Annotated in this window: 25 protein-coding genes and 7 tRNA genes; 12 read left to right on the top strand and 20 right to left on the bottom strand. The window is 73.1% G+C overall.

Annotated features, from left to right (window positions below):
- Positions 1-113 precede the first annotated feature (113 nt).
- Positions 114-1334: a PP2C family protein-serine/threonine phosphatase gene (locus tag OHA86_RS31355; protein WP_329180687.1), complete on the bottom strand. Its 1221-nt coding sequence runs from the start codon at positions 1332-1334 to the stop codon at positions 114-116.
- Complete coding sequence (locus OHA86_RS31350; RefSeq protein ID WP_329180686.1) at positions 1331-2935, bottom strand: sensor histidine kinase; 1605 nt, start codon at positions 2933-2935, stop codon at positions 1331-1333. The genes OHA86_RS31355 and OHA86_RS31350 overlap by 4 nt, the downstream gene beginning before the upstream one ends.
- Positions 2936-3083: 148 nt before the next feature.
- Between OHA86_RS31350 and OHA86_RS31345 the strand changes: the two genes are divergently transcribed.
- Together OHA86_RS31345 and OHA86_RS31340 are read left to right on the top strand one after the other, a co-directional pair.
- Positions 3084-3932 carry a response regulator gene (locus OHA86_RS31345; protein ID WP_329180685.1) on the top strand — a complete coding sequence of 283 codons (849 nt, stop codon included), beginning with the start codon at positions 3084-3086 and terminating at the stop codon, positions 3930-3932.
- Between the two features lie 111 nt (positions 3933-4043).
- The gene (locus tag OHA86_RS31340) at positions 4044-5708 is read left to right on the top strand and encodes an APC family permease (RefSeq protein WP_329180683.1); all 1665 of its coding nucleotides are present in this window, start codon (positions 4044-4046) and stop codon (positions 5706-5708) included.
- A 39-nt stretch (positions 5709-5747) separates the two neighbouring features.
- On the opposite strand, the gene OHA86_RS31335 is transcribed toward OHA86_RS31340, so the two are convergent.
- The 3 genes from OHA86_RS31335 to OHA86_RS31325 all read right to left on the bottom strand — a co-directional run bounded on the left by OHA86_RS31335 (position 5748) and on the right by OHA86_RS31325 (position 7763).
- Positions 5748-5996: a hypothetical protein gene (locus OHA86_RS31335; protein WP_329180681.1), complete on the bottom strand. Its 249-nt coding sequence runs from the start codon at positions 5994-5996 to the stop codon at positions 5748-5750.
- Positions 5997-6492: 496 nt separating this feature from the next.
- The gene (locus OHA86_RS31330; protein ID WP_329180679.1) at positions 6493-6834 is read right to left on the bottom strand and encodes a hypothetical protein; all 342 of its coding nucleotides are present in this window, start codon (positions 6832-6834) and stop codon (positions 6493-6495) included.
- Between the two features lie 260 nt (positions 6835-7094).
- Positions 7095-7763, bottom strand: coding sequence for an alpha/beta fold hydrolase (locus OHA86_RS31325; protein ID WP_329180677.1), 669 nt, complete (start codon positions 7761-7763; stop codon positions 7095-7097).
- Between the two features lie 197 nt (positions 7764-7960).
- Between OHA86_RS31325 and OHA86_RS31320 the strand changes: the two genes are divergently transcribed.
- Positions 7961-8722 carry an AraC family transcriptional regulator gene (locus tag OHA86_RS31320; RefSeq protein ID WP_443072034.1) on the top strand — a complete coding sequence of 254 codons (762 nt, stop codon included), beginning with the start codon at positions 7961-7963 and terminating at the stop codon, positions 8720-8722.
- 12 nt (positions 8723-8734) lie between these two features.
- On the opposite strand, the gene OHA86_RS31315 is transcribed toward OHA86_RS31320, so the two are convergent.
- The 6 genes from OHA86_RS31315 to OHA86_RS31290 all read right to left on the bottom strand — a co-directional run bounded on the left by OHA86_RS31315 (position 8735) and on the right by OHA86_RS31290 (position 13204).
- On the bottom strand, positions 8735-10153 hold the full coding sequence (locus tag OHA86_RS31315; protein WP_329180675.1) for a condensation domain-containing protein: 1419 nt from the start codon (positions 10151-10153) through the stop codon (positions 8735-8737).
- 354 nt (positions 10154-10507) lie between these two features.
- Positions 10508-11731 carry a glycosyltransferase gene (locus OHA86_RS31310; RefSeq protein WP_329180673.1) on the bottom strand — a complete coding sequence of 408 codons (1224 nt, stop codon included), beginning with the start codon at positions 11729-11731 and terminating at the stop codon, positions 10508-10510.
- Between the two features lie 256 nt (positions 11732-11987).
- Positions 11988-12062: transfer RNA gene (locus OHA86_RS31305), tRNA-Val, on the bottom strand.
- 38 nt (positions 12063-12100) lie between these two features.
- A complete protein-coding gene (locus tag OHA86_RS31300) occupies positions 12101-12562 on the bottom strand; it encodes an SRPBCC family protein (protein ID WP_329180672.1) in 462 nt (153 codons plus the stop codon).
- Positions 12563-12654: 92 nt separating this feature from the next.
- Positions 12655-12726, bottom strand: a tRNA-Val gene (locus tag OHA86_RS31295).
- A 64-nt stretch (positions 12727-12790) separates the two neighbouring features.
- Positions 12791-13204: a TIGR02611 family protein gene (locus OHA86_RS31290; RefSeq protein ID WP_329180670.1), complete on the bottom strand. Its 414-nt coding sequence runs from the start codon at positions 13202-13204 to the stop codon at positions 12791-12793.
- 191 nt (positions 13205-13395) lie between these two features.
- Between OHA86_RS31290 and OHA86_RS31285 the strand changes: the two genes are divergently transcribed.
- Positions 13396-13809 carry an SsgA family sporulation/cell division regulator gene (locus OHA86_RS31285; protein ID WP_003959770.1) on the top strand — a complete coding sequence of 138 codons (414 nt, stop codon included), beginning with the start codon at positions 13396-13398 and terminating at the stop codon, positions 13807-13809.
- 198 nt (positions 13810-14007) lie between these two features.
- Positions 14008-14610 (top strand): CGNR zinc finger domain-containing protein, encoded by a 603-nt coding sequence (locus OHA86_RS31280; RefSeq protein ID WP_329180668.1) that lies wholly within the window; start codon positions 14008-14010, stop codon positions 14608-14610.
- Between the two features lie 69 nt (positions 14611-14679).
- On the opposite strand, the gene OHA86_RS31275 is transcribed toward OHA86_RS31280, so the two are convergent.
- Together OHA86_RS31275 and OHA86_RS31270 are read right to left on the bottom strand one after the other, a co-directional pair.
- Positions 14680-14994 (bottom strand): hypothetical protein, encoded by a 315-nt coding sequence (locus tag OHA86_RS31275; protein ID WP_329182699.1) that lies wholly within the window; start codon positions 14992-14994, stop codon positions 14680-14682.
- Positions 14995-15270: 276 nt separating this feature from the next.
- Positions 15271-15717 (bottom strand): hypothetical protein, encoded by a 447-nt coding sequence (locus OHA86_RS31270; protein WP_329180666.1) that lies wholly within the window; start codon positions 15715-15717, stop codon positions 15271-15273.
- Between the two features lie 125 nt (positions 15718-15842).
- Between OHA86_RS31270 and OHA86_RS31265 the strand changes: the two genes are divergently transcribed.
- On the top strand, positions 15843-16355 hold the full coding sequence (locus OHA86_RS31265) for a DsbA family protein (RefSeq protein ID WP_329180664.1): 513 nt from the start codon (positions 15843-15845) through the stop codon (positions 16353-16355).
- A gap of 370 nt (positions 16356-16725) precedes the next feature.
- On the opposite strand, the gene OHA86_RS31260 is transcribed toward OHA86_RS31265, so the two are convergent.
- The 3 genes from OHA86_RS31260 to OHA86_RS31250 all read right to left on the bottom strand — a co-directional run bounded on the left by OHA86_RS31260 (position 16726) and on the right by OHA86_RS31250 (position 19645).
- Complete coding sequence (locus OHA86_RS31260; protein WP_329180662.1) at positions 16726-17550, bottom strand: GNAT family N-acetyltransferase; 825 nt, start codon at positions 17548-17550, stop codon at positions 16726-16728.
- 200 nt (positions 17551-17750) lie between these two features.
- Complete coding sequence (locus OHA86_RS31255; protein ID WP_329180660.1) at positions 17751-18572, bottom strand: aminotransferase class IV; 822 nt, start codon at positions 18570-18572, stop codon at positions 17751-17753.
- On the bottom strand, positions 18569-19645 hold the full coding sequence (locus OHA86_RS31250; RefSeq protein ID WP_329180657.1) for a chorismate-binding protein: 1077 nt from the start codon (positions 19643-19645) through the stop codon (positions 18569-18571). Before OHA86_RS31250 ends, OHA86_RS31255 begins: the two co-directional genes overlap by 4 nt.
- Before the next feature lie 191 nt (positions 19646-19836).
- Between OHA86_RS31250 and OHA86_RS31245 the strand changes: the two genes are divergently transcribed.
- The 5 genes from OHA86_RS31245 to OHA86_RS31225 all read left to right on the top strand — a co-directional run bounded on the left by OHA86_RS31245 (position 19837) and on the right by OHA86_RS31225 (position 20298).
- Positions 19837-19909 (top strand) — tRNA-Gly (locus OHA86_RS31245).
- A 36-nt stretch (positions 19910-19945) separates the two neighbouring features.
- Positions 19946-20019 (top strand) — tRNA-Cys (locus tag OHA86_RS31240).
- A gap of 1 nt (position 20020) precedes the next feature.
- A tRNA-Val gene (locus OHA86_RS31235) sits at positions 20021-20092 on the top strand.
- A 32-nt stretch (positions 20093-20124) separates the two neighbouring features.
- Positions 20125-20196, top strand: a tRNA-Val gene (locus tag OHA86_RS31230).
- Positions 20197-20226: 30 nt separating this feature from the next.
- Positions 20227-20298: transfer RNA gene (locus OHA86_RS31225), tRNA-Val, on the top strand.
- 194 nt (positions 20299-20492) lie between these two features.
- Here the strand turns inward: OHA86_RS31225 and OHA86_RS31220 are convergent.
- The 4 genes from OHA86_RS31220 to OHA86_RS31205 all read right to left on the bottom strand — a co-directional run bounded on the left by OHA86_RS31220 (position 20493) and on the right by OHA86_RS31205 (position 22750).
- Positions 20493-20807, bottom strand: a complete 315-nt coding sequence (locus OHA86_RS31220; RefSeq protein ID WP_329180654.1) for a TFIIB-type zinc ribbon-containing protein — start codon at positions 20805-20807, stop codon at positions 20493-20495.
- A gap of 33 nt (positions 20808-20840) precedes the next feature.
- Positions 20841-21899, bottom strand: a complete 1059-nt coding sequence (locus OHA86_RS31215; protein ID WP_329180652.1) for a phosphotransferase family protein — start codon at positions 21897-21899, stop codon at positions 20841-20843.
- A gap of 184 nt (positions 21900-22083) precedes the next feature.
- Positions 22084-22266, bottom strand: coding sequence for a hypothetical protein (locus OHA86_RS31210; RefSeq protein ID WP_329180650.1), 183 nt, complete (start codon positions 22264-22266; stop codon positions 22084-22086).
- Positions 22267-22495: 229 nt separating this feature from the next.
- Positions 22496-22750 (bottom strand): hypothetical protein, encoded by a 255-nt coding sequence (locus tag OHA86_RS31205; RefSeq protein WP_329180649.1) that lies wholly within the window; start codon positions 22748-22750, stop codon positions 22496-22498.
- 252 nt (positions 22751-23002) lie between these two features.
- Between OHA86_RS31205 and OHA86_RS31200 the strand changes: the two genes are divergently transcribed.
- The gene (locus tag OHA86_RS31200) at positions 23003-24217 is read left to right on the top strand and encodes a serine/threonine-protein kinase (protein ID WP_329180647.1); all 1215 of its coding nucleotides are present in this window, start codon (positions 23003-23005) and stop codon (positions 24215-24217) included.
- The last annotated feature ends 53 nt before the right edge of the window (positions 24218-24270 follow it).

Here is a 24270-nt window from a genome sequence, read left to right as displayed (position 1 = left end):
CGGAGCCTGTGGACAACTCGGCGATTCCGGCAGGCCGGAGCCCCGGGCCGACGCTGCGGCGCCCCGGTCTCCGCAGGGCCGCACCGCGGGCCGCCGCCCCGCCGCGCTCCGCGTCACCGGCTCCTGGGCGCCGGGACGCGGTGGGCGAAGTCCCAGGTCAGCAGCAGTACGGCGATGTCGTCCAGGTGACGGCCCGCGTCGAGGTCGCGGGTGACGCTGGTCAGATGGTCGATGAGGTCCTGGCCGTGCGCGGAGGGGGCCGCCCCGATGACCGAGATCAGCCCGTCCGTGCCGAGCCGGTCGGGACCGCTGCCCGCGTGCCCCTCGGTCAGGCCGTCGGTGTGCAGCAGCAGCGCGCCCGCCGCGGGGAGCTTGACCGGTGTGGTGTGCCAGTCCTCGGTGCCCGGCAGCAGGCCGAGCGCGATGCCGGGCCGGGAGTCCACCGGGGTCGCGGTCCCGGCCTCGACCAGCAGGGGCGTCTCGTGGCCCGCGAGGGTGATGTCGGCCCGGCCCGCGGCGGGGTCGATGGAGAGCGTCGCGACGGTGGCGAACATCGCCGAGTAGGTGCGCTCGGCGACCAGGATCCGCTCCATGAGGGCGAGCAGTTCGCCGTTCCGGTGGCCGCCGAGGATCAGGGTGCGCCAGGCGATGCGCAGGCACACCCCGATCGCGGCCTCGTCCGGCCCGTGGCCGCTGACGTCCCCTATGACGGCGTGGACCGTGCCGTCCGCGGTCTCCACGACGTCGAGGAAGTCCCCGGCCAGCAGCGCCCCGGCGCGGCCGGGCAGATAGCAGGACGTCGGGACGACCGGTGAGCCCGCGGTGAGCATCGGCACCGGCAGCAGTCCCCGCTCCAGGCGCCGGTTCTCCTGCGCCTGCTGCTGGTTGACCCGCAACTGCGCGGCGGTCTGCTCGGCCTGCTTGCGGTGGACGGCGTAGCGGACCGCGCGGTCCAGGAGTTCGCCGTTGACCGATCCCTTGACCAGGTAGTCCTGCGCGCCCGAGGCCACGGCCTCGGGTCCCGCGTGGTCCTCGGCCAGTCCGGTCAGCACGATGACGGCGGCCAGCGGGCACGCGGCCTGCATCCGGCGCACCGCGCCGAGGCCCATGGCGTCGGGCAGGTGCAGGTCGAGCAGGACGCAGTCGGGAGTCCTGCGGGCCGCTTCCGCCATGCCGTCGGCGAGATTCTGCACCCAGTGCAGATCGACCGCCAGCGTGGTGTCGGCGAGATACTCCTCGACCAGCAGCGCGTCCCCGGCATCGTCCTCGATGAGCAGGATCCGGAGTCGGGTATCGCCCGGCGCGTAGGCCGGATCGAATTCTGCCTGCTTCACCGCTGGGTCTCCTCGGCCACGGCGGCGACCGCGGTTGGCGCCGAACCTGGCAGTGTGAAGGTGATACGAGTTCCGGGGCTGTGTTCGGGATCGATCCCGATGGTCCCGCCGTGGAATTCGACGATCTTCTTACAGAGTGCCAGGCCGATGCCGTTGCCGGGATAGCTCTCCCGGGTGTGCAGCCGCTGGAAGATGACGAAGACCTGCTCGGCGAACTCGGGCGAGATGCCGATGCCGTTGTCGACCACCGCGAAGTGCCACAGGCCGTCGTCCTCGTCGTAGCCGGCGGTCAGCCGGACCTGCGGCGTGCGGTCCGGGCTGCGGAATTTGATCGCGTTGGACAGCAGGTTCTGGAAGAGCATCCCCAGCTGGGTGGGGTCGCCGGTGACCTCGGGCAGCGGGTCGTGGCTCAGCTCGGTGCCGGAGTCCTCCGCCGCGATGCTCAGGACGTCGGCGGTGCGCTTGAACAGCGCCTCCAGGTCCACCGAGGACGACTCGGTGTGCAGCCGCCCGACCCGGGAGAAGGCCAGCAGGTCGTTGATGAGGGTCTGCATGCGGTTGGCGCCGTCGACGGCGAAGCCGATGTACTGCCCGGCGCGGTCGTCGAGCTGCTCGGCGTAGCGGCGCTGGAGCAGCTGGCAGAAGCTGGCGACCTTGCGCAGCGGTTCCTGGAGGTCGTGCGAGGCCACGTAGGCGAACTGCTCCAGCTCGGCGTTCGACCGGCGCAGCTCGGTGGCCTGCTCGTCGAGCTGGAGCCGGGCGCTGTCGGTGAACTCCAGTTCGTGCACCAGCCGGCCGCGCATCGACTCCACGTCGGCGGCGAGCTGCCGCAGGTCGGCCGGGCCCATGGGGTCGACCGGGTGGTCGAACCGTCCGGCGGCGACCAGGCGCACATCGCTCGACAGGTGTTCGAGGGGCCGGGTGACGCCCCGGCGCAGTCCCGCGAAGACCGCGGCGGTCAGCGCCAGGATCACCCCGGCGATCAGCACGAAGATCCAGTTGCGCAGGACCCCGATGGAGCGCAGGTCGGCGCGGGAGTGGTCGCGGTGGAGCTGGAGGGTCTGCTGGAGGTGCGCGGCGGCCTCGCGGACCCTGTCGAAGTCGCGTTTGCCCTCGTCGGCGCGCTGCGCGGCCAGGGCGACCGGGGCGCCGGACGGCGCGGTGGCCACCGGGCGGCCCACCCGCTGCTGCCACTGCTCCATGCGCCGGTCGAGTTCGTCCAGGTCGGCGACGGCGGCACGGTTGCCGCCGATCAGGGCGCGCAGCTGTCCGGTGTACTTGCGCTGGTTGTCGGCGCCGGTGTGGTAGGGGCTGAGGAAGGTCGGCTGGCCGGCCAGCCCGTAGCCCCGTACACCGGTCTCCTGGTCGGTCAGCGCGCTTTCCAGCCGTACCGCGGCGACGAGCGCCGGGGTGTCGACGTCGATCACCCGGCCGGACAGGGTCGAGGAGCGGGCCAGCACCCAGCCGCCCGCCACGCCGAGCGCCAGCAGCACCACCAGGGCCGCGGCCACACCGGTCGACAGCCAGCGCCGCGTCGTCCAGCCCGCCGTCGGCGTCCTCCCCTCATTTCCGGGGGTCCGCCCTCGTGTCCTGCCTGCCATCGCCATCACACCCCCTCACGCACGTGCCCCCCTGCCGAACGGCGGGACGACCCCGGCGTTTCTCACCGCGGCCCGCTTCGGCCGCGCCATCGTACCCGCAGGACAACACTGGTTGTCAGGCGCACAGGCGACTGCATATAGTCCAGTGGTGTCCGGCAAGCCTCCTACCCTCCGCAGCGGCCACGACCAGCTCAATTCGCTCGCCGAGCAGGCGGTGGACGATCTTGCGCGGTGGCTTGCCACCGAGGCTCTGCACGACCGGCAGACCCCCCATCCAGGCTCAGGACAGGGTACGCCGCCCCGCGGCGGGAACCCGTCGGATGAACGCGCCGCGGAGGCGCTCGCCCGGCTCCAGGCGCTGTCCTACATCCTGCGTGCGGCTGAGAGCCGCGCCACACAGGCCGCCTCCGCCGCCGCCCTCGGCGGCGCCACCTATCCCGATCTCGGGCGGGCCTGGGGCATCACGCGCCAGGGCGCCCGCCGACGCTGGCCAGGACTGGTCTTCACCGCACGACCGCCCTCCCGTCCGATCCCCGCCCAGAGCAACAGGAGCACCACAGTGAACGCCCTTGTACCCCACCGCGCTTACCACGTGCTCCTCGTCGAGGACGACCCCGCCGACGCGCTGCTGATCGAGGAGGCCCTGACCGACCGCGGTATCGCCCGCGCCATCGGGCGGGCCGACGACGGCGTCGAGGCGCTGGAGTACCTGCGCTCCCCGGCCAACCCGCGGCCCGACCTGATCGTGCTCGACCTGAACATGCCGCGGATGAACGGCCGTGAGCTGCTCGCCGTCCTCAAGGAGGACGACGACCTGTGCACCATCCCCGTTGTGGTGCTCACCACCTCGGCCACCCCGGCCGACGTGAGCGCGGCCTACCAGCGGCACGCCAACGCGTACGTGACCAAGCCGGTCAATCTGGACGACTTCCTGCAGTCGGTCCGCAGCATCGACCAGTTCTTCCTGGAGACGGCGACCATTCCGCAGCAGGAGTAAGCCCTCGCCGCCGCCCCCGGCATGCCCGGCAGATCTCCGGGCAGGCCGCCATGTGAAGGCAGCGCAGGCCGTCCGGCGGCCCGCGGCCTGAACGGCGGGAAGGGGGCACGCATGACGACGGTGTCAGGGCGTACGGAGGGGTCCGCGGGCGGGTCGCCGGAAGGCGCCCCCAAGCTGCGCCGGGACATGGGCAGGGTCAGCCTGCTCTTTGCCGGTGTCGGCTCGATCATCGGTTCCGGCTGGCTTTTCGGCGCCCTCAACGCGGCGAAGGTGGCCGGTCCCGCGTCGATCTTCTCCTGGGCGATCGCGGCGGTCATGATCCTGCTGATCGGCCTGTGCTTCGCCGAACTCGGCACGATGTTCCCGGTCTCGGGCGGTGTGGTGCGCTTCCCGCACCTGTCCTTCGGCTCCTTCGCCAGCTACACCATGGGGTGGATCACCTGGGTCGCCGCGGCGACCGTGGCACCCATCGAGGTGGAGGGCGCGCTCCAGTACGCGACCCGGTGGGCGCACTTCACCGACCACCACGCGTCGGGGGCGTACACACTGACCGGCCTGGGGTACGCGGTCGCGGTCGTGGCCATGGCCTTCTTCGTGGCACTGAACTACTTCGGCATCCGCTGGTTCGCGCGGGTCAACAATGTGCTGGTGTGGTGGAAGCTGGGGATCATCCTGCTGGTGATCGCGGCCTTCCTGATCACCGCCTTCCACGGCCACAACTTCACCGCGTCGCAGTACGGCGGTTTCGCGCCCGGCGGCGCCAAGGGCGTCTTCACCGCCATCTCGACGGCCGGCATCACCTTCTCCTTCCTCGGCTTCCGGCAGGCGGTGGAGCTGGCGGGCGAGACGGACAACCCGCGGCGCAATGTGCCGTTCGCGATCATCGGCTCCGTGCTGCTGACCGCCGTGATCTACATCATGCTGGAGGTCGCCTTCCTGGGCTCGGTGCCCGGGCACGACCTGGCGTCCTCGGGCGGCTGGCTGAACCTGGAGTTCGCCGACGACTTCGGCCCGCTCGCGGCCATCGCCAGCGCCATCGGCCTCGGGTGGCTGGCGTATCTGCTGTACGTCGACGCGGTGATCTCCCCGGCCGACACCGGCCTGGTCTACACGACGGTCACCGCCCGTATCTCGTACGCCATGGCCCGCAACGGCAACGCGCCCCGGGTCCTGGCGAGCACCACCAGGCGGGGGGCGCCGCTGGTCAGCCTGGTGGTGACGTTCGTGCTCGGCCTGGTGGTCTTCCTGCCCTTCCCCAGCTGGCAGCAGCTTGTCGGCTTCATCACGTCCGCGACGGTGCTGTCCTTCGGCTCGGGGCCGCTGGTGCTGGCCGCGATGCGCCGCCAGATACCCGACCGCGAGCGGCCGTTCAAGGTGCCCGGCGGCGACCTGATCCCCTTCCTGGGGCTGTACTCCGCGAACCTGATCGTCTACTGGGCCGGCTGGAACACCAACTGGAAGCTGTTCGCGACCATAGGCATCGGCTTCGTGCTGCTCGTGGTCCTGGAGCTGGCCGCCCGGGGCACGAGCCCGCAGCTGGACTGGAAGGCGGGCGCGACCTGGACGCTGCCTTGGCTCGGCGGCCTGGCCCTGACCAGCTGGGCCGGCGACTACGACGGCGGGCGCGGCTGGATCGGCCTCGGCTGGGGCTTCGTGGTCAATCTCGCGCTGGCCGCGGCCGTCTACCTGCTGGCCCTGCGGTGCCGGCTGCCGGAACACCGGGTGCGCGACCACATCGAGCAGGCCACGGCCGAGGCGAGCGCCGAGGCGGTCTGACCCCGGTGCGGCGGTCGGCGGGCGGGCATTCACCGGTGGTCATTTCCCCGCCCATTGATAGGAGTTCGACCGGACGCCGTCCGCGACCACCCAATAGGCCCCGTGGGCGTCCATCGGGAAGGCGCCGAATTCGCAGGTCCCGTCGTCGTTGACGGAGACGGATTTCTGGCCCGCGGGACCGCCGGAGGCGCTGGTGTCGGTGTACACGGAGACCGTCACCTCCGCACCCGGCGCGAAACCGGCCAGCTTGATGTTCAGCTCATTGCCGTGCCCCCGGTCGATGACCACGCTCCTGGAATCCGGCCGCTCCGGGGCCGCCGGTGCGGGAACGGCCTGACGCGGCGGGGCAGGCGAAGGAGCGGGGGTCCGTGCCGGGGGCGGCGCAACGGGAGTCCGGTGCGGCGGCGGGGGCAGTACGAGGCGGACCCCAGCGGTCGGCGAGGGGACGGCGGGGGCCTGCCGATGCGACGGCGGAGAAAGGGCGGGGGAAGGGCTGGGCGAGGGCGACGGCTGACCGGACGGCGCCGCCGCCTGCGGCGGGATTCGCTCACCCTCGCGGGACAGCGACGCCACTCCCCCGACGAGCGCCAGGATGATCGCCGCGAGCACCACCGGCAAAAGCCGGCCGGAGGGCAGCACGATGTGCAGACCCTCGATGTTGATACCCGAGTTCGCGCGCCCCCCGTGGTCGGCGGAGGCCGCCCCGGTGTTGCTCGCCCTCACTGACGGCTCCGAGCCGGAACCCGGTCGCCGCCCCCGTCGATTCGGCACGCTCCGCCCCCGGTCAGGAGAGCGAGACGCCGGTGATCGCGATACTGCCGGAGCCGCCGGCGGTCGCGGGCCCGGTCCGCTCGGCCGTGGCCGATCCGCCGCCCGCACCGGCATCGCCCCGTAGACCGGAGAGCGCTTCCGCGCCCCCGTCCGCCCGTGCCTCCCCGGTGTCCGCCGCGCTGTACACCCGCCCGGACCGAGCGGCGGCGGGACGGGCCAGGAAACCCCCCGCCAGTGCGATGATCGCCACCGCGCTCTGGACGGTGGCGCCGATGAACTGGCCGCCGGACGGACCGCCGCGCAGCCAGCACAGCGGGGTCGAGGCGATTCCCAGCAGGGCGGCGGACATGATCATGATGCGTTTTCCCCGCGATACGCGCACGTGTCTCCTTCGGGCGGTGGCCGGCGGACCGTCGACCGGAGCCGGCCGGGTGACCGCCCGCCGGTACGGCGGGTCTGCCCCGCCGCGCCCATGGATCGCCCGGACGTGCGACCCCGCGCACCACCGGCAGCAGAGTCCGCGGCGCACACGACCCGGGCGAGGGCCGACATACGCCTAACGAGCCACCCGCGCCGAGGCTACGGCGCCCACCCGCCTGCCGGCGCGTCGGCGGTTCAGCCGGCGAGCAGGAGCGCGGCGACCGCCTCCGGGGCCTCGTGCATCGCGTCGTGCCTGGTGGGCAGGTCGTGGACCTGCCACTCGGGATCGGCCTTGAGCCGGGAGCGCAGGCCGGCGAACGGCGTCCGGTCCTCCCATCCCGAGCAGTAGACGAACTCCCGGCGGGGGACTCGGGCGACCGCGCCGGTGAGCCGGATCGTCTGCAGGAACGAGGCGAGGGGATGGGGGCGGCGGCGCGGATCGCCGCCGTCCGGCGGTCGGACGGTGTGGCCGGTGGCAGCGGCGCCGGCGGCGAACACCCCCCGGAAGTGATCGTTCGTCGCCGACCAGCACGACTCGCCGTCACGCGGTACGTACGCGTCGAGGTGCACCATTCGTGAGATCCGGCCGCCGGCCCGGTCGGCGGCGGCGGAGATCACCATCCCGGCGTAGCTGTGGCCGACCAGCGTCGCGCCGGTGACGCGGTGGCGGTCGAGGACCCGCACCACGTCGTCGGCGTGCGTGTCGAGGTTGGCGGTCGCGGCCGTCGCCTCGTCGTCGTCCGGCCGCAGACCGGTCAGCGTCAGGGCGTGGACGGTGTGGCCGGCACGCTCCAGCGGCGGAACCACCGCCTCGAACGCCCAGGAGCCCTTCCACGCGCCGGGCACCAGCACGAAAGTCGCCATGTGTTTCTCCTTCTCTCGCAAGCCGCGGCATCGGGGCACACCGCCCCGACTGCCTGCGGTGCGGCCGGTCCGCGCGACCGAGGGCCACCCCGCATGCAGGAAGTGTCACCGGATCACGGCGTGGCGTACTACCGATACGATGCCAACTGATGCCCGTTCGCCGCCAACCTCGCCTGACCGCCGGTGTGACGTCGCATATGTGGCCGTCCGGCGGGCGCCACCTGTGGCTCTCCGGCGGAACAAGCGCGCTGCAGTCGCACGCACGGGGACACCTGGTGTACGCGGCCAGCGGCGTCCTGGCCGTCCGCACCGGGAGCGGCACGTCGATCGTTCCCGCCAACCGGGTCGCCTGGACCCCCGCCGGGTTCACGCACCACCACCGCGCCCACGGCGACACCGATATGCGGATCGTCTTCCTCGCGCCGTCCCTCGCCCGGCTGATACCGGACCGTCCCGCCGTGTTCCTGGCCTCCGGCCTCGCCCGCGAGGTCCTGCTCGCCCTGACCGGCCCCCGCAACTACGACGACGCCGCGCCCGGCTACAGCCGCTCCGCGCGCTCCCGGCTCCTTCGAGTCCTCGTCGACGAACTCCGCGAAGCACCGGAACAGCCGCTGCACCTGCCGGAGCCACGGGACGACCGGCTGCGGGCCATCGCACGGATGCTGTACGAGAACCCGGCCGGCAATGCCACGCTGGCCGAACTCGGGACGGCGATCGGAGCCAGCACCCGCACCCTCAGCCGGCTGTTCCGCGACGAACTCGGCATGACCTTCTACGAGTGGCGCACGCAACTGCGCGTCCACCACGCACTCGTGCTGCTCGCCGACGGCCACGACACCATCCGCACCGCCTACGCCTGCGGATGGGCCAACCCCAGCAGCTTCATCGCGGCGTTCACCCACATCATCGGAACGACCCCGGGCCGCTACCGATCCGATCGCGGGACCGCCCGCCCGTGAGCGACGCCGCGCTCACCCGGACGCCGGCGCCGGCCGTACGCCGGCCGGCAGGTCCCGGTCGAACACCGCCGCCACCACAAGCGCCTCCAAGTCCCGCATGAGCGCGGACACTTCGTCCGCAGACACATGGTGGGTGTCCACCTGGATCTCCAGCTCCACCGCGTCCTGCGCGGCCCCGACCTGGATCATCAGCTTGTCGAGATACCGCGGGAAGGGCTTGCCCCAGTGCAGGGCGCTCCCGGCCCGCGCGGCTTCCAGCTCCTCCCGGGACGGTGCCACCGGGACGGGCTGCTCGACGCCGATGCCGAGCCGGCGATCGTTGAACAGGCAGGAGAGTTCGGCTGTCTCCTCGCCGCGCTCCCGGCCGATCCGGGCCCGCAACTCATCGACCTGCGCCGGGTCGTAGTACGCGTATTTCGAGCAGAGCGCCAGCGCCCGCCGCGTACGGTCCACCACCTCGTCGAAAGAGGCGTCCGCGACCTCGACCATGAACAGGCCGTTGACGGACAGCGGATGGGACACGTCGGCCAGGCCGGGCCGGAACCGGTTGCTGACCACGACCTGGATCAGCGCGGGAGTGATACCGGTCAGCCGCGCGACGGCCACCGCGTACCCGGCCAGCAGCACCGAGGACGTCGAGGTGCCGGCCCGGGCCGCCACCGCCCGCGACGCCAGGTGCAGGGCGCGGGACGAGAAGACCGCCCGCCGGTAGCGCGGCTCGCCCCGGTCCACGCGCGGGCCGAACCGCCGGGGTCCCGCCGAGCGCAGCAGGCGCTCCCAGTGGCGCAGCGAGGCGTCGCTCTGCCGCCGGCCGGACGGCGTGCGCTGCAACGCCGCCAACTCCAGCGGCCCCATCGCCGACGCCGGGTTCTTCGGCTCCCCGGTGACCGGGTCGCGCTCGGCCAGCTCCCCGAGCATGACGCCGATTCCGCTGCCGTCGGTGGCGACGTGCGAGATCGCCACGACCGCATGGGTGACCACGCCCCCGCTCCGTACGGCGGCCATCCGGATCGGCCACTCCCCGGCGTGGTCGAACGGCGTCGCCTCCCACTGGTCGGCCAGGCCCTGGGCGGCCTGGTCCGGGTCGCCGTCGTCCTCGATGTCGAGAATCCCCAGTTCTGCCCGGCCCGAGCCCGACACCTCCTGGATCAGGCCGCCGTCCGCACCGGCCCGGATCCGGGCCCGCATCGACGCGTAGCGGCACATGAAGAACCGGAGTTCCGACGCGAGGTCCCGGACCGTCCTGCCGTCCGTGACAGGTACCGCCCCGCCCATGCTCATCGAGGTGCCGGCCTGCTCCATGAGCGTCCAGACCTTGCGCTGACCCCAGGTCAGTTCGCCGACTCCGGCGCCGGGCCCCTCGAACGGTACGACGATCCGGTCCGTCATCCGCGCCCCGCCCAGGACCGTTCCCGCTACCGGCTCAGCCATCGACCGCCGCCCCCTAGAAGTGTCCGCCGCTCACCGCTGCCAGGCTCACACCGGGACGGGTCAGAACGCCGGAACGTCGTCCCATCGTCTCGCCCAGGGGCATTCGCGGGAGACAGGCCCCCATGCCGCGTATCATCTTCGGGCAAGCCGCCCCAGTGACGCAAGACTCTGAGAAAATCTGGCAAGATTCGCATTCTGCCCGGTCAGGACCCCGGCGTTCTTGAGAGTCGTCCCGTCTGGCCAGGAGTCCGATCGGCGCGATCCGCCGCTCCTGGCGCTGTCGTCGGCGGTTCTGCCACCACCGTGCCGAGAGGTGGAACGGGAGATGTCACAAGAATGCCGGGGTCCCGGGATTCACGCGGGCACCGACGGCGATTCTCGGCCGACGGTGTCGAGCAGGAGTTTCGCGGCCACTGTTGCCGCGTCGGTACGGATGCTGTCGGCCACGGCCCTCGCCCGTGCGAGGGTCTCGGGGCCGAGGGCCGTCCCGAGCGCGGCGGACAGGGACTCGGTGGTCGGAGCCGAGCCGTCGTGTGCCGCGCCGATGCCCAGGGCGGCCACCCGCTCGGCCCAGTAGGGCTGGTCCACCCCCTGGGGCACGACCACCTGCGGCGCTCCGGCCAGCGCTGCCGCCGTCGTGGTGCCCGCGCCGCCGTGGTGCACGACGGCGGCCACCCTGCTGAACAGCGCCTGCTGATTGACCTCGCCGACGACGAAGCAGTCGTCCCGGTCGTCGATCCGAGCCAGTTCGGCCCAGCCGCGGCCGACGAGTACGCGGCGGCCGTGCGCGCGGACCGCCTCGATGGACACCCGGCCGAGGTCCGCCGGGACGTCCCGCGTGCTGCCGTAGCCGACGAACACCGGGGGTGTGCCCGCGCCCAGGAACGCCAGCAGGTCGTCCGCCAGGGGACGTTCGTCCGGCAGGATCCACGCCCCGGTGTGCACGACGTCGAGTTCCGGGGTCTCCCGCCACGGGCCCAGGACCGGGTCCGTCGCCAGCCAGGGCCGGTCGGTGAAGATGAAGCCGTAGACGTCGTCCACCGGCGGCAGGCCGACCGAGGCCCGGTAGGCGTTGAGCGCCTCGCCGTGCAGCGCGTTGATGGTCTGGGCGTTCAGGTCCCACAGCGCCAGGTTGTCGGTGACTTCCGGCGGGAACGACTGGCCCGGCAGCAGCACGGGGGGTACCTGGTGCGGCGACCGCAGCATGAACGGACAGAAGGTCACGTAGCGGTAGGGGATACCGAGCTTCTCGGCCGCCGACCGCGAGGAGAAGTGCGCGAACCCGGTCGCCAGGAGGACGTCGTATCCCTCGGCGGCGGCGGCGACCGTGCCGAACTGCTCGGCCAGCTCGGTCACGAACCGGGCGGTCGCCGATTCCGTCGACGGCTCCGTGATCGCGCCGATCGGCTTGCCGACCGGCACCAGTTCCACGCCGGCCCTGGCCAGCAGTTCGGCGAAGATCTTGTTCGGCGGCGCACAGACCCGCACGTGCGCGCCGAATTCCCGTAATCGTATCGCGAGCGCCACCAGCGGTTCGACGTCCCCGCGCGACCCATATGTCGATAACAACACACGCATTACGCAACTCCCGTTTTGGCAGGTACTGGCCTCCGTCAGCAATTCTGCGACCCGACGACGGCCTTGCCGCAAGGCCCCCGGCGCGCTGTACGTTGGTAGGAGTTCTGGGCCGGGGCACCCTCGTCGAGGCCGCCCGGCCCGGGATGGACGCCGTGCGACACGGCGCGCGCGACAGCCGCCGGCAGGCCGGGGGCGAACGACAACGGCCGCCCTGAGGGCGGCCGTTGGAAGGTCCTGGGCACTCATTGCCTGAGTGTGGTGGGCGATACTGGGATCGAACCAGTGACCCCTTCGGTGTGAACGAAGTGCTCTCCCGCTGAGCTAATCGCCCGGGACGAGTGGAACCTTACAGGCGAACCCGGCCGGCGTTCAAACGGCGTGCCCGCGGTCGGCGGCCAGCCGGGCGAGGAGTCCGTTGCGGCCGCTGCGCATCATCAGCGCGTGGTTGGCGAGGAAGAGCGGGCGGCCGGGGACGGCGAACCGCCGCATCAGGGGCTTGCGGACGACGACCTCCTGCTCGAACAGCAGCCGGGTGCCCGGGCCGTTCGCGGCGACCGTCCAGCGGACCCAGCCCTCCAGGTCGCCGGTCATGGCGACTTCGAGTATCCGGCGCTCCGGGTCCTGCCGGGTGGAGCGGGCGGCGACCACCAGGTCGTACGGGAGGACGGAGCGGAAGCGGAGCACGCCGCTGGTGTCGCCGGTCTGCCGGACCTCGCGGATCTGCGGCCACCACTGGGGGTAGAAGTCGGGGCGCTCCAGCACCCGGTAGACGGTGTCGGGTTCGGCGTCGAGCCGCCAGGTGCTGCGGAATCGGTAGTGACTCCATTCCATACGCCCAGTGTGCGCGACGCGCCAGGCGGGCGCGGGAAAACGCCGAGGGTCCCGGAGACCGTCTGCACGGTCTCCGGGACCCTCGGTCCGGGTGGGCGATACTGGGATCGAACCAGTGACCCCTTCGGTGTGAACGAAGTGCTCTCCCGCTGAGCTAATCGCCCCGGTGTGCGGACTACTTTACCGCACCCGGGCAGGCGTCCCGACCAGCCCGGCGGTCCCGCGGGATCAGCCCAGCTGCCACGGCATGACGAAGCCGAAGCTCAGGACGTACCAGATCGCCAGGCCGGCCAGGACGAGCACGGCCACCGTGGTGATCAGCAGATTGCGCCGCCTGACCCGGGGGTCCATGGCGGACCTGGCGGCCTCGGTGACCTTGTGGCGGGTCCAGCGCAGCACCTTCTGCGCCCAGACGAATTCGGTGCCCCACAGCGCCATGCCGCCGAAGATGATCAGCCAGCCGGGTCCGGGCAGCGGCAGCAGGATCACCCCGCCGGCGATCACGGCGAGGCCGGCCAGGAAGACTCCGGCGCGCCACACCAGGTGCAGCGGGCGGGACCGCCGCACGAATGCGGGCGCCCGTGAGCCGAGCCGTGAATCACTGGCCACAGCTCTCTGGATGTCGTCACTCTCCGCGATCATATATGCCAACGTACCGGACTTTGTGACGATCACCGAAATGGCCGTTCCGCCCTTCTCGGGACTAGTCCGTACGAGGTACCAGATGCCTCATAAACTTCTCAGAGGGGTTTACAACGTCTCCGCAGGTGGCATGTCGATTTCGCCGACGTGCGAATCCCCGAGCGCACACTGAGCGAAAGGCCCTGGCGCTTATGAACACCACGGTCAGCTGCGAGCTGCACCTGCGCCTCGTTGTGTCGAGCGAATCCTCACTGCCTGTACCCGCGGGCTTGCGGTACGACACGGCCGATCCGTATGCCGTGCACGCCACCTTCCACACCGGAGCCGAAGAGACGGTCGAATGGGTGTTCGCCCGCGATCTGCTCGCCGAGGGTCTGCACCGGCCCACCGGCACCGGAGACGTCAGAGTCTGGCCGTCCCGCAGCCATGGTCAGGGCGTCGTGTGCATCGCCCTCAGCTCCCCCGAGGGCGAAGCCCTGCTCGAAGCCCCGGCGCGGGCCCTGGAGTCCTTCCTCAAGCGGACGGACGCCGCGGTGCCGCCCGGCACCGAGCATCGCCACTTCGACCTCGACACCGAGCTCTCCCACATCCTCGCGGAGAGCTGAGCCCGGTCACCGACCGTCCGCGGCCGTCCTACTCGGGGGGACAGCCCGGACACCCAAGGCGGCACAGGGCAGTGCCCGGCCGCCTGACACCGCAGGAACGAGAGCCGCCGCCCGTGGGACGCAGCCCCACGGCGGCGGCTCCCGCGCGCTAGAGTCACCGGAACGCAGCCGATCGACGACGCCGGCAGGGAGCGTTCCGTGCTGATCAACCATGACACCAGGTGCGCGCTCGACAGTGTGGTCGACCTGATCAACACCGCACCCTCGATCGCGGGGCGCGAAGCGCTCGCCGAGGTCGCCGACCTGCGCTCCTTCGTGGAGCGGAACAACGTGAGCGAGATCGGCCGGCTCGACCGGCACGACATCACCGCGGTCCAGGCGGTACGCGCCCGCTTCACCGAGGTCTTCGCCACCACCGACGACGCCACCGCGGCCACCATGCTCAACGCGATGATCGCCGAGGCCGGCACCACCCCCCGGCTCACCGACCACGACGGCTACGACCTGCACGTGCACTACTTCGCGCCGGGCGCGTCGCTGTCGGACCACCTCGCCGCGGACTGCGGCATGGCGCTGGCCTTCCTGATCGTCGCCGGCGAGCGGGAACGGCTGCGGCGCTGCGACGCGCCGGACTGCCGGCACGCCTTCGTGGACCTGTCCCGCAACCGTTCCCGCCGCTACTGCGACAGCCGCACCTGCGGCAACCGGCTGCACGTCGCCGCCTACCGGGCCAGGCGCCGGGAGGCGGGCGAGGCGGGCGACACCGCCGACGCGGGCGCCGACGAGGCAGCCGCGTCCTGACCCGGGCGCGTCCTGGGGCGGGGAGCGGGGCGGCGGCCGGGGTCGCCCGCCGGTCAGCCGGTCAGCCGGTCACAGGAAGAGCAGGTCGTAGGTGGCGCCCAGGCCCAGCAGGCTGCCGATCACCAGCAGGAAGAGCATCAGCGGGGGCTGGGAGAGGGCGTAGAGACAGCCCTGCGGCTCGCTGACCGGCTCGACGGCGAGCGGGGGACGCGGAGGGCGCTCCCTGGCCGGCAGGGTCTCCAGCGGCGCGGTGCGGCCGCCGGGGCGGGTGACCGCGGCACGGGCGGTGGGCGCGGAGCGCGGAGCGGGAAGGACGTCGGAGGCGGTCGGTCCGGCACGGTCCGGCCGCTCAGCGGCGACGCAGTCGCCAATGGTGGGCAGCACACGGTGATCTTCGCGCAGCGCGCGGGTGCCTGTGACCCAACACGCGCACTCCGAGGGATCTTCCGCAGTGTGGACACATGACGTCCGGTTCATGGACTAAAGTGCCGGATCCGGTCGGCCGGTCCTGTCGCGTACGGACGTCGCGACCGCCTTACCTGCTGCTTCGTCCGGGCCGTACGACCCGCCGGAGCCGGGTCCCCGACCGGGCCGTACGACCTACTGAGCGCGACCGCAGCGGTCGGTGTCCGGATGGTGGACGCCGGGGCGCCCGCCCCCTCAGATGCCGCGGCGCTTGAGGATCTCCTCGACATCCGCGAAGTCGGACAGGCCGCTGTCGGAACCGCCCCTGCGCCTGGCCGCCGCCGGGCGGCCCGCCGGTATCGCCGCGGTCGACGCGCCGGGCACGGCGGCCGGGGCGCGGCCACCGCCCTCCGGCAGCCGGGCCGAGATCAGCCGGGTGACGCCGTACAGGAGCGCGGCGACGGCGAGCACGCCGAAGCCCATCCACACGGTCGGCTTGAGGACCAGGTCGGCGGCCCAGTGGCCGGTGGCCGTGGTGACCTTGCGGCCCAGCGTGACCAGGCCGGCCATCGCCAGCCCGATCGGCACGAGGGACGCCGCGGCGATCCTGGTGGCCGCGAGGAACCGGCGCCGGTAGGCGGTCAGCATCGCGATGGCCAGGCCGCCCGCGGACAGCGCGGCACATAGCGTCGTGGTCAGCATCCTGCGGCTCCCGTCGGTCGGTGCTCCCCCATCGTGCCTCGGACCGTACGCGGATGGCCATGGGCGACGCCGGGAGTTCAGGGGGATCTCCGGGGCGCCTCCTCCCCGAGTGGGAGACTGGCGGCATGGATCTTCCCCCTCCCCCGGCCGGGCGCCGCGCCGTACTCGACGTCTGGTGCGAGTTGCAGTGCCCCGACTGCCGCACCGCCTTCGCCGACCTCCAGGCGCTGCGCGAGCGGTACGGCGACGCGCTCGACATCCAGTTGCGGCACTTCCCGCTGGAGAAGCACAAGCACGCGCTCGCGGCGGCGCAGGCGTACGAGGAGGCGTACGCGCAGGGCCGCGGCTGGGAGTACGCCGAGGCGGTGCTCGCGCAGGCGGAGGAGCTGGCGGTCGCGGGTGAGCCGCTGCTCATCGACATCGCGCGCGAACTCGGCCTCGACGCCGAGGAGTTCGACACGGCGCTGATCGACGGCCGCCACTTGCTGGTCGTCGACTCCGACCAGGCCGAGGGCAAGGCGATCGGCGTCACCGGCACGCCCACGTACGTCATAGCCGGGCAACGCCTCGACGGCGGCCGCTCACAAGACGGCCTGCGCGCCCGCATCGAGTCCTTGACGGACGAGTTGCTCGCGTAGCTCGCCACGGTGGGGCCTGCCGTGCCCCTCACGGTACGTCCGCCCCCTCCCGCCGGCGGTGGCTGCCCGCGCGGTTCCCGCGCCCCCGGGTGCTTGCCACTTGGCGGCGTCGCTTCTTTCCCGGCGTCGTGGTTGCGCGCGCCCCTGGTGTGCTGCCCCCTGCGGCAGAGGACAAGCCCCAGAGGGGCGCGGGGAACTGCGCGACAAGCCACGGCGGCGCAGCCGACAAGCACGCACCGCAGGTGGCAAGCACCCCAGGAGGCGCTGGGGGCACCCCCAGGGGAAGCTCTGGGGCGGAACTGCGCGGTCAGCCCCCGCCGGGCCGCGGCGACAGGCCACCGCAAGTGGCACGAACCCGCAAAGCCCGCCGCTAGGCGAGCGGCTTCCACAGTTGGTGCAGCGTCGGCCGGTACCCCAGGGACGCGTAGAGCCCGATCGCCACCGCGTTGGCGGTGAAGACGTTGAGGCCGACCCCCGTGGTGCCCGCCGCGAGGCACGCCGTTTCGGCGGCGCGCATCAGAGTGCGGCCGTGGCCCCGGCCGCGGTACGGCGGGAGGACCTCGACCGCCTGGATCCAGCCGGGACCCGGCAACGCGAGCAGCCACACGTGCCCGACGGTCGTCCCGTCCTGGTCGAGGGCGAGCAGCTCGCCGCCGGGGGCGTGGGCACCGCCGGGCAGGGCCTGCGCGTAGGAGGCCGCCGCGTGGGCCTCGGCCTGGTCCGCGGGCACGCCCGCCTCCGTGAGGGCGGCGACGAAGCCGACCCGCTGCCGCGCCAGCCAGTCCGCGCCGTCCCGCGCGGTCAGCGACCGCAGCGCGCCACCGGGCGGCAGGTCGTGGTGCCCGGCGCCCGGGGCCAGGTCCTTGTGCAGGGTGCGGTTGGTCTCGGTGTAGCCGAGCGCGGCGACCATCCGCAGCGCGTACCCCGCCCCGCTGGGCACCGAGACCAGCACCCGCCCGCAGCCCCACTGCCGCAGCACTTCCTCCGCGGCGAGCGCCGCGACCGTACCGCGGCCGCGCCGCCGGTCCGGCTCGTCGATGGCGACCGCGTCGATCCGGCCGGGGCCGCCGCGCGGCCCGGCGCCGACCCGTATGGTGCCGACCGGCCGCCCGTTGACGCAGACTGCGTAGTCCCGCGTCCGCCCGCCGTCCTGCTCGCGCCGTTCGGGTCCCGCCGGTCTCAGGGTCGTCGTCATGCGTCGCGCTCCCGGTTCGCCACCCGCTGGGCCGTCTGCGGGGTGCGGTCGAGTGTACGGTCCCGCGGCCGCATTGCCAGGGCCTGCCGGTTGGTTCTGCACGGAGGAAGGAGGCGGCGCGGAGCCGTCGTTGACCGACGGCGGCGCGGCACACGTGCGTGCCGGGCACCGCGACGCCGCGCGGAGCCGGCCCCCAGGCTCTACGGGTTCGGGTCCGCCGCCGAGCGCTCGGCGAAGACGGCCGCGGCCTTGGCCGTCACCGGCCCCGGGGCGCCGGGGAGTTCACGCGCGTCGACCCTGTTGACGGCCTGCACGTCCCGCAGCGAGGAGGTCAGGAAGATCTCCTCCGCCTCGGCCAGCGCCTCGAACGGCAGGTCCTCCTCGTGCGCGCCGGCCCATTCAATGACCAGTTCGCGGGTGATCCCGGCCAGGCAGCCGGACGACAGCTGCGGGGTGAACAGCCGGCCGCCGAGGACGACGAAGATGTTGGAGCCGGTGCCCTCGCACAGCCGGCCCGTGGTGTTGGCGAAGATCGCCTCGCCGGCGCCCTGCTCGCGGGCGCGGGCCAGCGCGACGACGTTCTCGCCGTACGAGGTGGTCTTCAGGCCGGTGAGGGCGCCGCGCTCGTTGCGGGTCCACGGCACGGTGACGATCGCGCCGGGTCCCGGGCTGACGTCGGCCGTACCGATGGCGACCACCAGGGTCGGGCCCGCGTCGCCGCGGTCGGAGCCGAGCGGCGAGAGGCCGCCGGTGTAGGTGATCCTGAGCCGCCCGTGCGGCAGCGGGTTGGCGGCGAGCACCGCCGCGCAGGCGCGGGCCACCTCGTCCTGGTCGGGCTCGGGCAGGCCGAGGCCGAGGGCGGAGCGGGTCAGCCGCCTGAGGTGCCGGGTGAGCGCGAAGGCGCGTCCGTCCGTGGTCTTGAGCGTCTCGAAGACGCCGTCGCCGACGGTCAGCCCGTGGTCGAGCACCGACACCGTGGCGTCCTCGCTGTCCCGCAGTCCGCCGTCCACCCAGATCTTCACCGCAGTGTCCTCCCGCTCGCCTCGTGTACTCCCGACGCTACCGCCAGCAGCCGTTCCGCCTTGAGTTCGGTCTCCGCCCATTCACCCGCCGGGTCCGAGCCCCAGGTGATGCCGGCGCCGGTGCCGAACCGCAGCTGCGGGCGTCCCGGGCCGCCGCGGTCGATCCAGAAGGTGCGGATGCCGACCGCGAGGGCCGCGGTGCCGCGGTCGGCGTCGACCCAGCCGACGGCGCCGCAGTAGGGGCCGCGGGGCGCGGTCTCCAGCTCGCCGATGATGCGCAGGGCGCTGGATTTCGGCGCGCCGGTGACCGAGCCGGGCGGGAAGGCGGCGGCGAGCAGCTCCGGCCAGCCGGCGCCGGGGCGCAGGTCGCCGCGGACGGTGGAGACCAGGTGCACCAGGCCGGGGTGCGGCTCGACCGCGCACAGCGCGGGCACGGTGACCGAACCGGTGGCGCAGACCCGGCCGAGGTCGTTGCGCACCAGGTCGACGATCATCACGTTCTCCGCCTCGTCCTTGGGCAGGAAGCCGTCGGCGGTCTGTGCGGTGCCCTTGATGGGACCCGACTCGACGGTGCGGCCGTCCCGGCGCAGGAAGAGCTCGGGCGAGGCGGTGGCGATCTCGACGCCGTGCGCGGGCAGCCGGATCGTTCCTGCGTAGGGCGCGGGATTGCCCAGCGCGAGGACCGCGCCGAGCGCGTCGATGTCGGGCGGCGGCCCGCCGGCCCCGACCGGCAGCGGCGCGGTGAGCACCCGGCAGAGGTTGACCTGGTAGACGTCGCCCGCGGCGATGCGCTCCCGGACGGTACGGACGCCCGCCTCGTAGGCGCCGCGGTCCAGGGAGGTGGTCCAGGCGGCCCGGTCGGGGCCGTGCCAGGCGGCGGCCCGGTCCGCGTCGGTGTCGGCCGCGGGCGCGCGGCGTACGTCGCCGAAGCGGGCGCAGACCGTACGGCCCTCGAAGTCCACGGCGACCGCCCAGAAGCCCGCGGAGTCCAGTGCTCCGGCGTCCGCGGTGACATCCCGCAGGTCGGAGGCGACAAGACCGCCGAAACGGGCCATGGGGGCGAGATCGCGCACGGTGCTTCCCTGGTGGACTGGAGCGGGCAGGACCCGAGTCTAGGCGGGCCAGGTCACGGGGGGTGAGGCGGTGCCCCGGCCGTCAACTGCTCGTCATTGGCCCGGCACGCTGCGGAAACCGATTTTTGAGCTGGCCCCGGGATCCGCTAGAGTTCAACCCGTTGCCCCGGAACGCGTTTCGAGGCAGACCTGCGGACGTGGCTCAGTTGGTAGAGCATCACCTTGCCAAGGTGAGGGTCGCGAGTTCGAATCTCGTCGTCCGCTCGACGTGGGGGATCCTCCCGGGACCCCCGCTGTGTTGGTGGAGTGGCCGAGAGGCGAGGCAACGGCCTGCAAAGCCGTCTACACGGGTTCAAATCCCGTCTCCACCTCCAAGGACGATTAGCTCAGCGGGAGAGCGCTTCCCTGACACGGAAGAGGTCACTGGTTCAATCCCAGTATCGTCCACTGGATCCCACCGGGTCCTGAGCAGGACGCCCGCGCGATTAGCTCAGCGGGAGAGCGCTTCCCTGACACGGAAGAGGTCACTGGTTCAATCCCAGTATCGCGCACGCAGCACCGGCGCCCCCAGGCGCCACCGAGGACGATTAGCTCAGCGGGAGAGCGCTTCCCTGACACGGAAGAGGTCACTGGTTCAATCCCAGTATCGTCCACACCCCCCCGAGGGCCGGAAGCACTCCGCTTCCGGCCCTCGGCCGTGTCCCGGTCACGTTCCGGTCGTGCCCCGGCCGGATCGGCCGGGTCCGGCCGGCCCGGTCAGGGCCGGCCGTGCCCGGCCGGTCCCTGACCGGTCCTGGTCAGTCGTGCTCAGTGCTGGTCGGTCCTGGTCGGTCCTGACCGGTCCTGGTCAGGACGAGAAGAGCATGTGGCCGAAGCCGTGCCGGTGGTGCTTGTTGTGGCCGTGGCCATGGCTCTGCCCGTGGCCGTACTGCGGCGCTCCCCACGCGGGGGCCGGCGGCTGCGGGTAGCCGGGCTGGACGGGCGGCGCGGGGTAGGCCTGCGGCGGCGGGGCCTGCTGGCCCCCCCACTTGCCTTCGAGCTGGGTCAGTGCCTCAAGCTCGCCGTAGTCGAGAAAGATGCCGCGGCAGTTGCCGCACTGCTCGATCTGGACGCCACTGCGGTTGTACGTCTGCATGTGGCCGTGACACTTGGGGCAGACCATCGTCGCCTCATCTCCTCGCGTGAACGGATGAGTTCACTCTAGTTGGGCGATACGGGCGCAGGTGGCGACGAGTTCGGACTCGGCCTCATCGAGTTCGCGGCCGTCCCTGGCCGCCTTGGCGACGCCGATCGCCGCGGTCTGCACGGCCAACGCGCGGGCGGGAACGTCGAGTTGTCCCCAGGGGTCGCCGCTCCCGGGTACGGCGGGACCGCCGGCGGCCCGGTAGGCGGCGAGGAAGCGCGCCCAGGCGTCCGGCGCCAGCAGGCCGGCCGCGAACCACATCGCGGGCCTGGCCAGGTCCCAGGCGGCCGGGCCCGTACCGAGGTCGTCCACGTCGATCAGCAGCCAGTCGCCGTCCGGCGCCGGGTGCCGTACCAGCTGGCCCAGGTGCAGGTCGCCGTGGCACAGGGCGGCGGGACCCGGGTGCGGTGCCTCGTCCCTGGCCCAGGCGGGCAGCCGCCGCCAGGCCCGGCGTACGGTACGGGCCGCCGCCGAGTCGGCGACGCCGCGCAGCCGGGCGACGGCGAGCGCGGCCTTGGCCGGGCCGCGCATCGGCGGCAGCGGCCCGGGCAGCGCGGCCTCGGGCACCGTGTGCAGCCGGGCGAGCAGCACCGCCGCCTCGGCCCAGGGCGCGGCCTCCGGGTCGTGCCGGTCGACCGGCAGGCCGTACGGCCAGGCGCTGACCGGCCGCCCGCGCACCGCGCCGCCGTCCGCGGCGGCCGGCGGCAGCGGGGCCAGCAGGATGCCGCGCAGCAGCGGATGGCCGGCCACCGCGATCCGTACGGCGAGCGCCGCGGCGTCCGTGCCGGGGGCGTGGGCCTTGGCGACGACGCCGCCGACCCGGACGACCGTGCCGTCCGGCCGGTCGGCCAGCACGGTGGTGGCGGCGGGCACGGTGGGCGGCGCGGGGGCGGCGGCCGGGTCGGCCGGGTCGCCCCTGGGGGTGCCGCGGGCCGCCGCGGCCGCGGCGGCGGCCAGCGCCGTGACCAGGGCGTCGTCGGCCGGTGGCCGGGCGGTACGGCGTGCGGTCTGCGCGTCGATGCGGACCGTGCCGCTCCGTTGAGTGCCGGACTGCTCCCCCGTGGTCGTCATCGGGCCAGTCAAGCATCCCGGCGGCCGTGCGGCCCTCCGGGCGGCCGGACGAGGTCCGGACAGCGCAATGCCCGGGCATCGAGTGATACCCGGGCAAGCGCAGTCGTCCGTCGTACCCCCGTCCCCACGGGGTTCTACCGGTGAGTCCCTGGCCCGGACCGCTCTTCCAGGCCTGGAACGCCTCTCAGCGCCCCATCAGGCCGGCCACGGACGACGCTTGTGTAACCACCGCATCCACTCCTCCGAAGGCGTAGGCGAGCAGTGCGGCCAGCGGCAGCACCATGGCCGCCGCCACCAGCGGATGCCGGGTGCCGGTCGGCCGTCCGCCGCGCATGGCTCGTGCGGTGCGGCTCACCGTGTTCGCCATATGCCTCTCCCGGAGGTCTGCCTGGTGGTCGGTCGTGAGGTGCGGTTGTGGGAGCGGCGGGCGTTTGACCTCGGGGGACGAGTGCGCCGCCCGCCGCTTGACCTCAACATTAGGGGCGCCGCCGCCCCCGGGCGTCAGGCCCTGGTACCCCTTTGGAGGCCTCCCGGAGGATGACGGGGACGGTCCCGGATACTCCCCTGGGTGGACGCCGCCACCCGTGGCCCCAGGGTCATCCCTGAGACGCCGGGATCCGCCCGGCCTGGTCGTCGTCCCGCGGGACGGGCTGTTCGACCAGGGCGAGGACCCGGGTGGCCATGAAGCGGGCGGTGCGCACCACGGTGCCGCTGCGGGTGACTTCACTCACTTCCACCACCCCGCGCCGGACGGCGGTCTCGACCCGGCGGCCGGCCCGGGTGGCGATCACTTCATAGGTGCGGGTGGTGTCCCCCGCGTCGACGACTATTTCCACTCGATCACCTTTCACGGCGTCATTCCCCTTTGGCAGACGGACCGTTGGCGGATCGGGGCGCGGTGGTGACGGCCCGTGGGACGGACCTCCTCGCCACACCTCCAGGATCCCACCGGGCACTGACAATTCACGGCCCGTCGCCTGCGGGCCTTCACCGCGCCGCGGGACTTGAGTCCGTAAGCTGTGGGCGGCCGACCCGGCCGTCGGCGCAGGCACCGGACAGCAACAGCAGTGGGGTTTTCGCCCACCGGAGGCAGGGGAACGGACATGGCGATGATGCGGCTCCGGCGCGAGGATCCGCGGGTCGTCGGCGCGTTCCGGCTGCACCGCCGGCTGGGCGCCGGCGGCATGGGTGTGGTCTACCTGGGCGCGGACAAGCGCGGCCAGCGGGTGGCGCTCAAGGTGATCAGGCCCGAGCTGGCCGAGGACCAGGAGTTCAGGTCGCGGTTCGCCCGCGAGGTCTCCGCGGCCCGCCGGATCCGCAGCGGCTGCACCGCCCGGCTGGTCGCGGCCGATCTGGAGGCCGAGCGCCCCTGGTTCGCCACCCAGTACGTGCCCGGTCCCTCGCTGCACGACAAGGTCGCCGAGCACGGCGTCCTGTCGGCCGCCGAGGTCGCCTCGATCGGAGCGGCGCTCGCCGAGGGCCTGGTCGCGGTGCACGAGGCCGGGGTCGTCCACCGCGACCTCAAGCCGTCGAACATCCTGCTGTCGCCCAAGGGCCCGCGGATCATCGACTTCGGCATCGCCTGGGCCACCGGTGCGAGCACGCTGACCCATGTGGGGACGGCGGTCGGCTCGCCCGGCTTCCTGGCACCCGAGCAGGTACGGGGCGCGGCCGTCACCCCGGCCACGGACGTCTTCGCCTTCGGCGCGACGCTGGCGTACGCGGCGACCGCGGACTCGCCCTTCGGGCAGGGCAGTTCCGAGGTCATGCTCTACCGGGTGGTGCACGAGGAGCCCGATCTCGCCGGGGTCCCGGACGCGCTGGCGCCGCTGGTCCACGCGTGCCTGGCCAAGGACCCCGAGGAGCGGCCCAGCACCGTGCAGCTGTCCGAGCGGCTCTCGGAGATCGCGACCCGCGAGGCCCGCGGCATCGGGATGCCGCGGCGCGAGGCGCTGCAGAAGGCGGCCGGCCCGCGGCCCGAGCGCCCTGTGGGGCGGCGGGCCGAGGAGTACGCGCAGCAGCGCACGCAGCGCAGGACCCCGCCGCGCCCGGACGGCGGGAACACGGGCGGCGGCCGGACCACCGGGCGTACCCCCGCCGTACCGGCCGCGCGTACCCCGGTCCGCACCGGCGGCGGGCGGCGGCCCTCCTCCCCCGCGCCGGGGCGGCGGCTGCTGCGGCAGCGGCTGGTGGTCTTCGTGATCGTCACCTTGCTCGCGGCCGTCTGTATCGCGGCGGTGCAGGGCTGCCACCGCTTCTCCCGGGGCGCGGACTCCCCCGTCGCGCCTCCCGTGGCTCCTCTGACCCCCGGCCCCTGACCGCGCGGCCGGTGCTGAGCGGTCAGCCGAACGACCGGCCGGTCACCCGGGCG

Source organism: Streptomyces sp. NBC_01477 (genome assembly GCF_036227245.1).
In the GTDB taxonomy this organism is placed as follows: Bacteria; Actinomycetota; Actinomycetes; order Streptomycetales; family Streptomycetaceae; genus Actinacidiphila.
This window is presented reverse-complemented; position numbering and strand designations above follow the sequence as displayed.

What these genes read in the sequence shown, in the direction of transcription:
- OHA86_RS31350 (WP_329180686.1), bottom strand. Translation starts at nt 2,935, where the DNA reads ATGGCAGGCAGGACACGAGGGCGGACCCCCGGAAATGAGGGGAGGACG.
- OHA86_RS31340 (WP_329180683.1), top strand. Translation starts at nt 4,044, where the DNA reads ATGACGACGGTGTCAGGGCGTACGGAGGGGTCCGCGGGCGGGTCGCCG.
- OHA86_RS31330 (WP_329180679.1), bottom strand. Translation starts at nt 6,834, where the DNA reads ATGATCATGTCCGCCGCCCTGCTGGGAATCGCCTCGACCCCGCTGTGC.
- OHA86_RS31325 (WP_329180677.1), bottom strand. Translation starts at nt 7,763, where the DNA reads ATGGCGACTTTCGTGCTGGTGCCCGGCGCGTGGAAGGGCTCCTGGGCG.
- OHA86_RS31320 (WP_443072034.1), top strand. Translation starts at nt 7,961, where the DNA reads ATGTGGCCGTCCGGCGGGCGCCACCTGTGGCTCTCCGGCGGAACAAGC.
- OHA86_RS31315 (WP_329180675.1), bottom strand. Translation starts at nt 10,153, where the DNA reads ATGGCTGAGCCGGTAGCGGGAACGGTCCTGGGCGGGGCGCGGATGACG.
- OHA86_RS31310 (WP_329180673.1), bottom strand. Translation starts at nt 11,731, where the DNA reads ATGCGTGTGTTGTTATCGACATATGGGTCGCGCGGGGACGTCGAACCG.
- OHA86_RS31300 (WP_329180672.1), bottom strand. Translation starts at nt 12,562, where the DNA reads ATGGAATGGAGTCACTACCGATTCCGCAGCACCTGGCGGCTCGACGCC.
- OHA86_RS31290 (WP_329180670.1), bottom strand. Translation starts at nt 13,204, where the DNA reads ATGATCGCGGAGAGTGACGACATCCAGAGAGCTGTGGCCAGTGATTCA.
- OHA86_RS31285 (WP_003959770.1), top strand. Translation starts at nt 13,396, where the DNA reads ATGAACACCACGGTCAGCTGCGAGCTGCACCTGCGCCTCGTTGTGTCG.
- OHA86_RS31270 (WP_329180666.1), bottom strand. Translation starts at nt 15,717, where the DNA reads ATGCTGACCACGACGCTATGTGCCGCGCTGTCCGCGGGCGGCCTGGCC.
- OHA86_RS31265 (WP_329180664.1), top strand. Translation starts at nt 15,843, where the DNA reads ATGGATCTTCCCCCTCCCCCGGCCGGGCGCCGCGCCGTACTCGACGTC.
- OHA86_RS31260 (WP_329180662.1), bottom strand. Translation starts at nt 17,550, where the DNA reads ATGACGACGACCCTGAGACCGGCGGGACCCGAACGGCGCGAGCAGGAC.
- OHA86_RS31220 (WP_329180654.1), bottom strand. Translation starts at nt 20,807, where the DNA reads ATGGTCTGCCCCAAGTGTCACGGCCACATGCAGACGTACAACCGCAGT.
- OHA86_RS31215 (WP_329180652.1), bottom strand. Translation starts at nt 21,899, where the DNA reads ATGACGACCACGGGGGAGCAGTCCGGCACTCAACGGAGCGGCACGGTC.
- OHA86_RS31210 (WP_329180650.1), bottom strand. Translation starts at nt 22,266, where the DNA reads ATGGCGAACACGGTGAGCCGCACCGCACGAGCCATGCGCGGCGGACGG.
- OHA86_RS31200 (WP_329180647.1), top strand. Translation starts at nt 23,003, where the DNA reads ATGGCGATGATGCGGCTCCGGCGCGAGGATCCGCGGGTCGTCGGCGCG.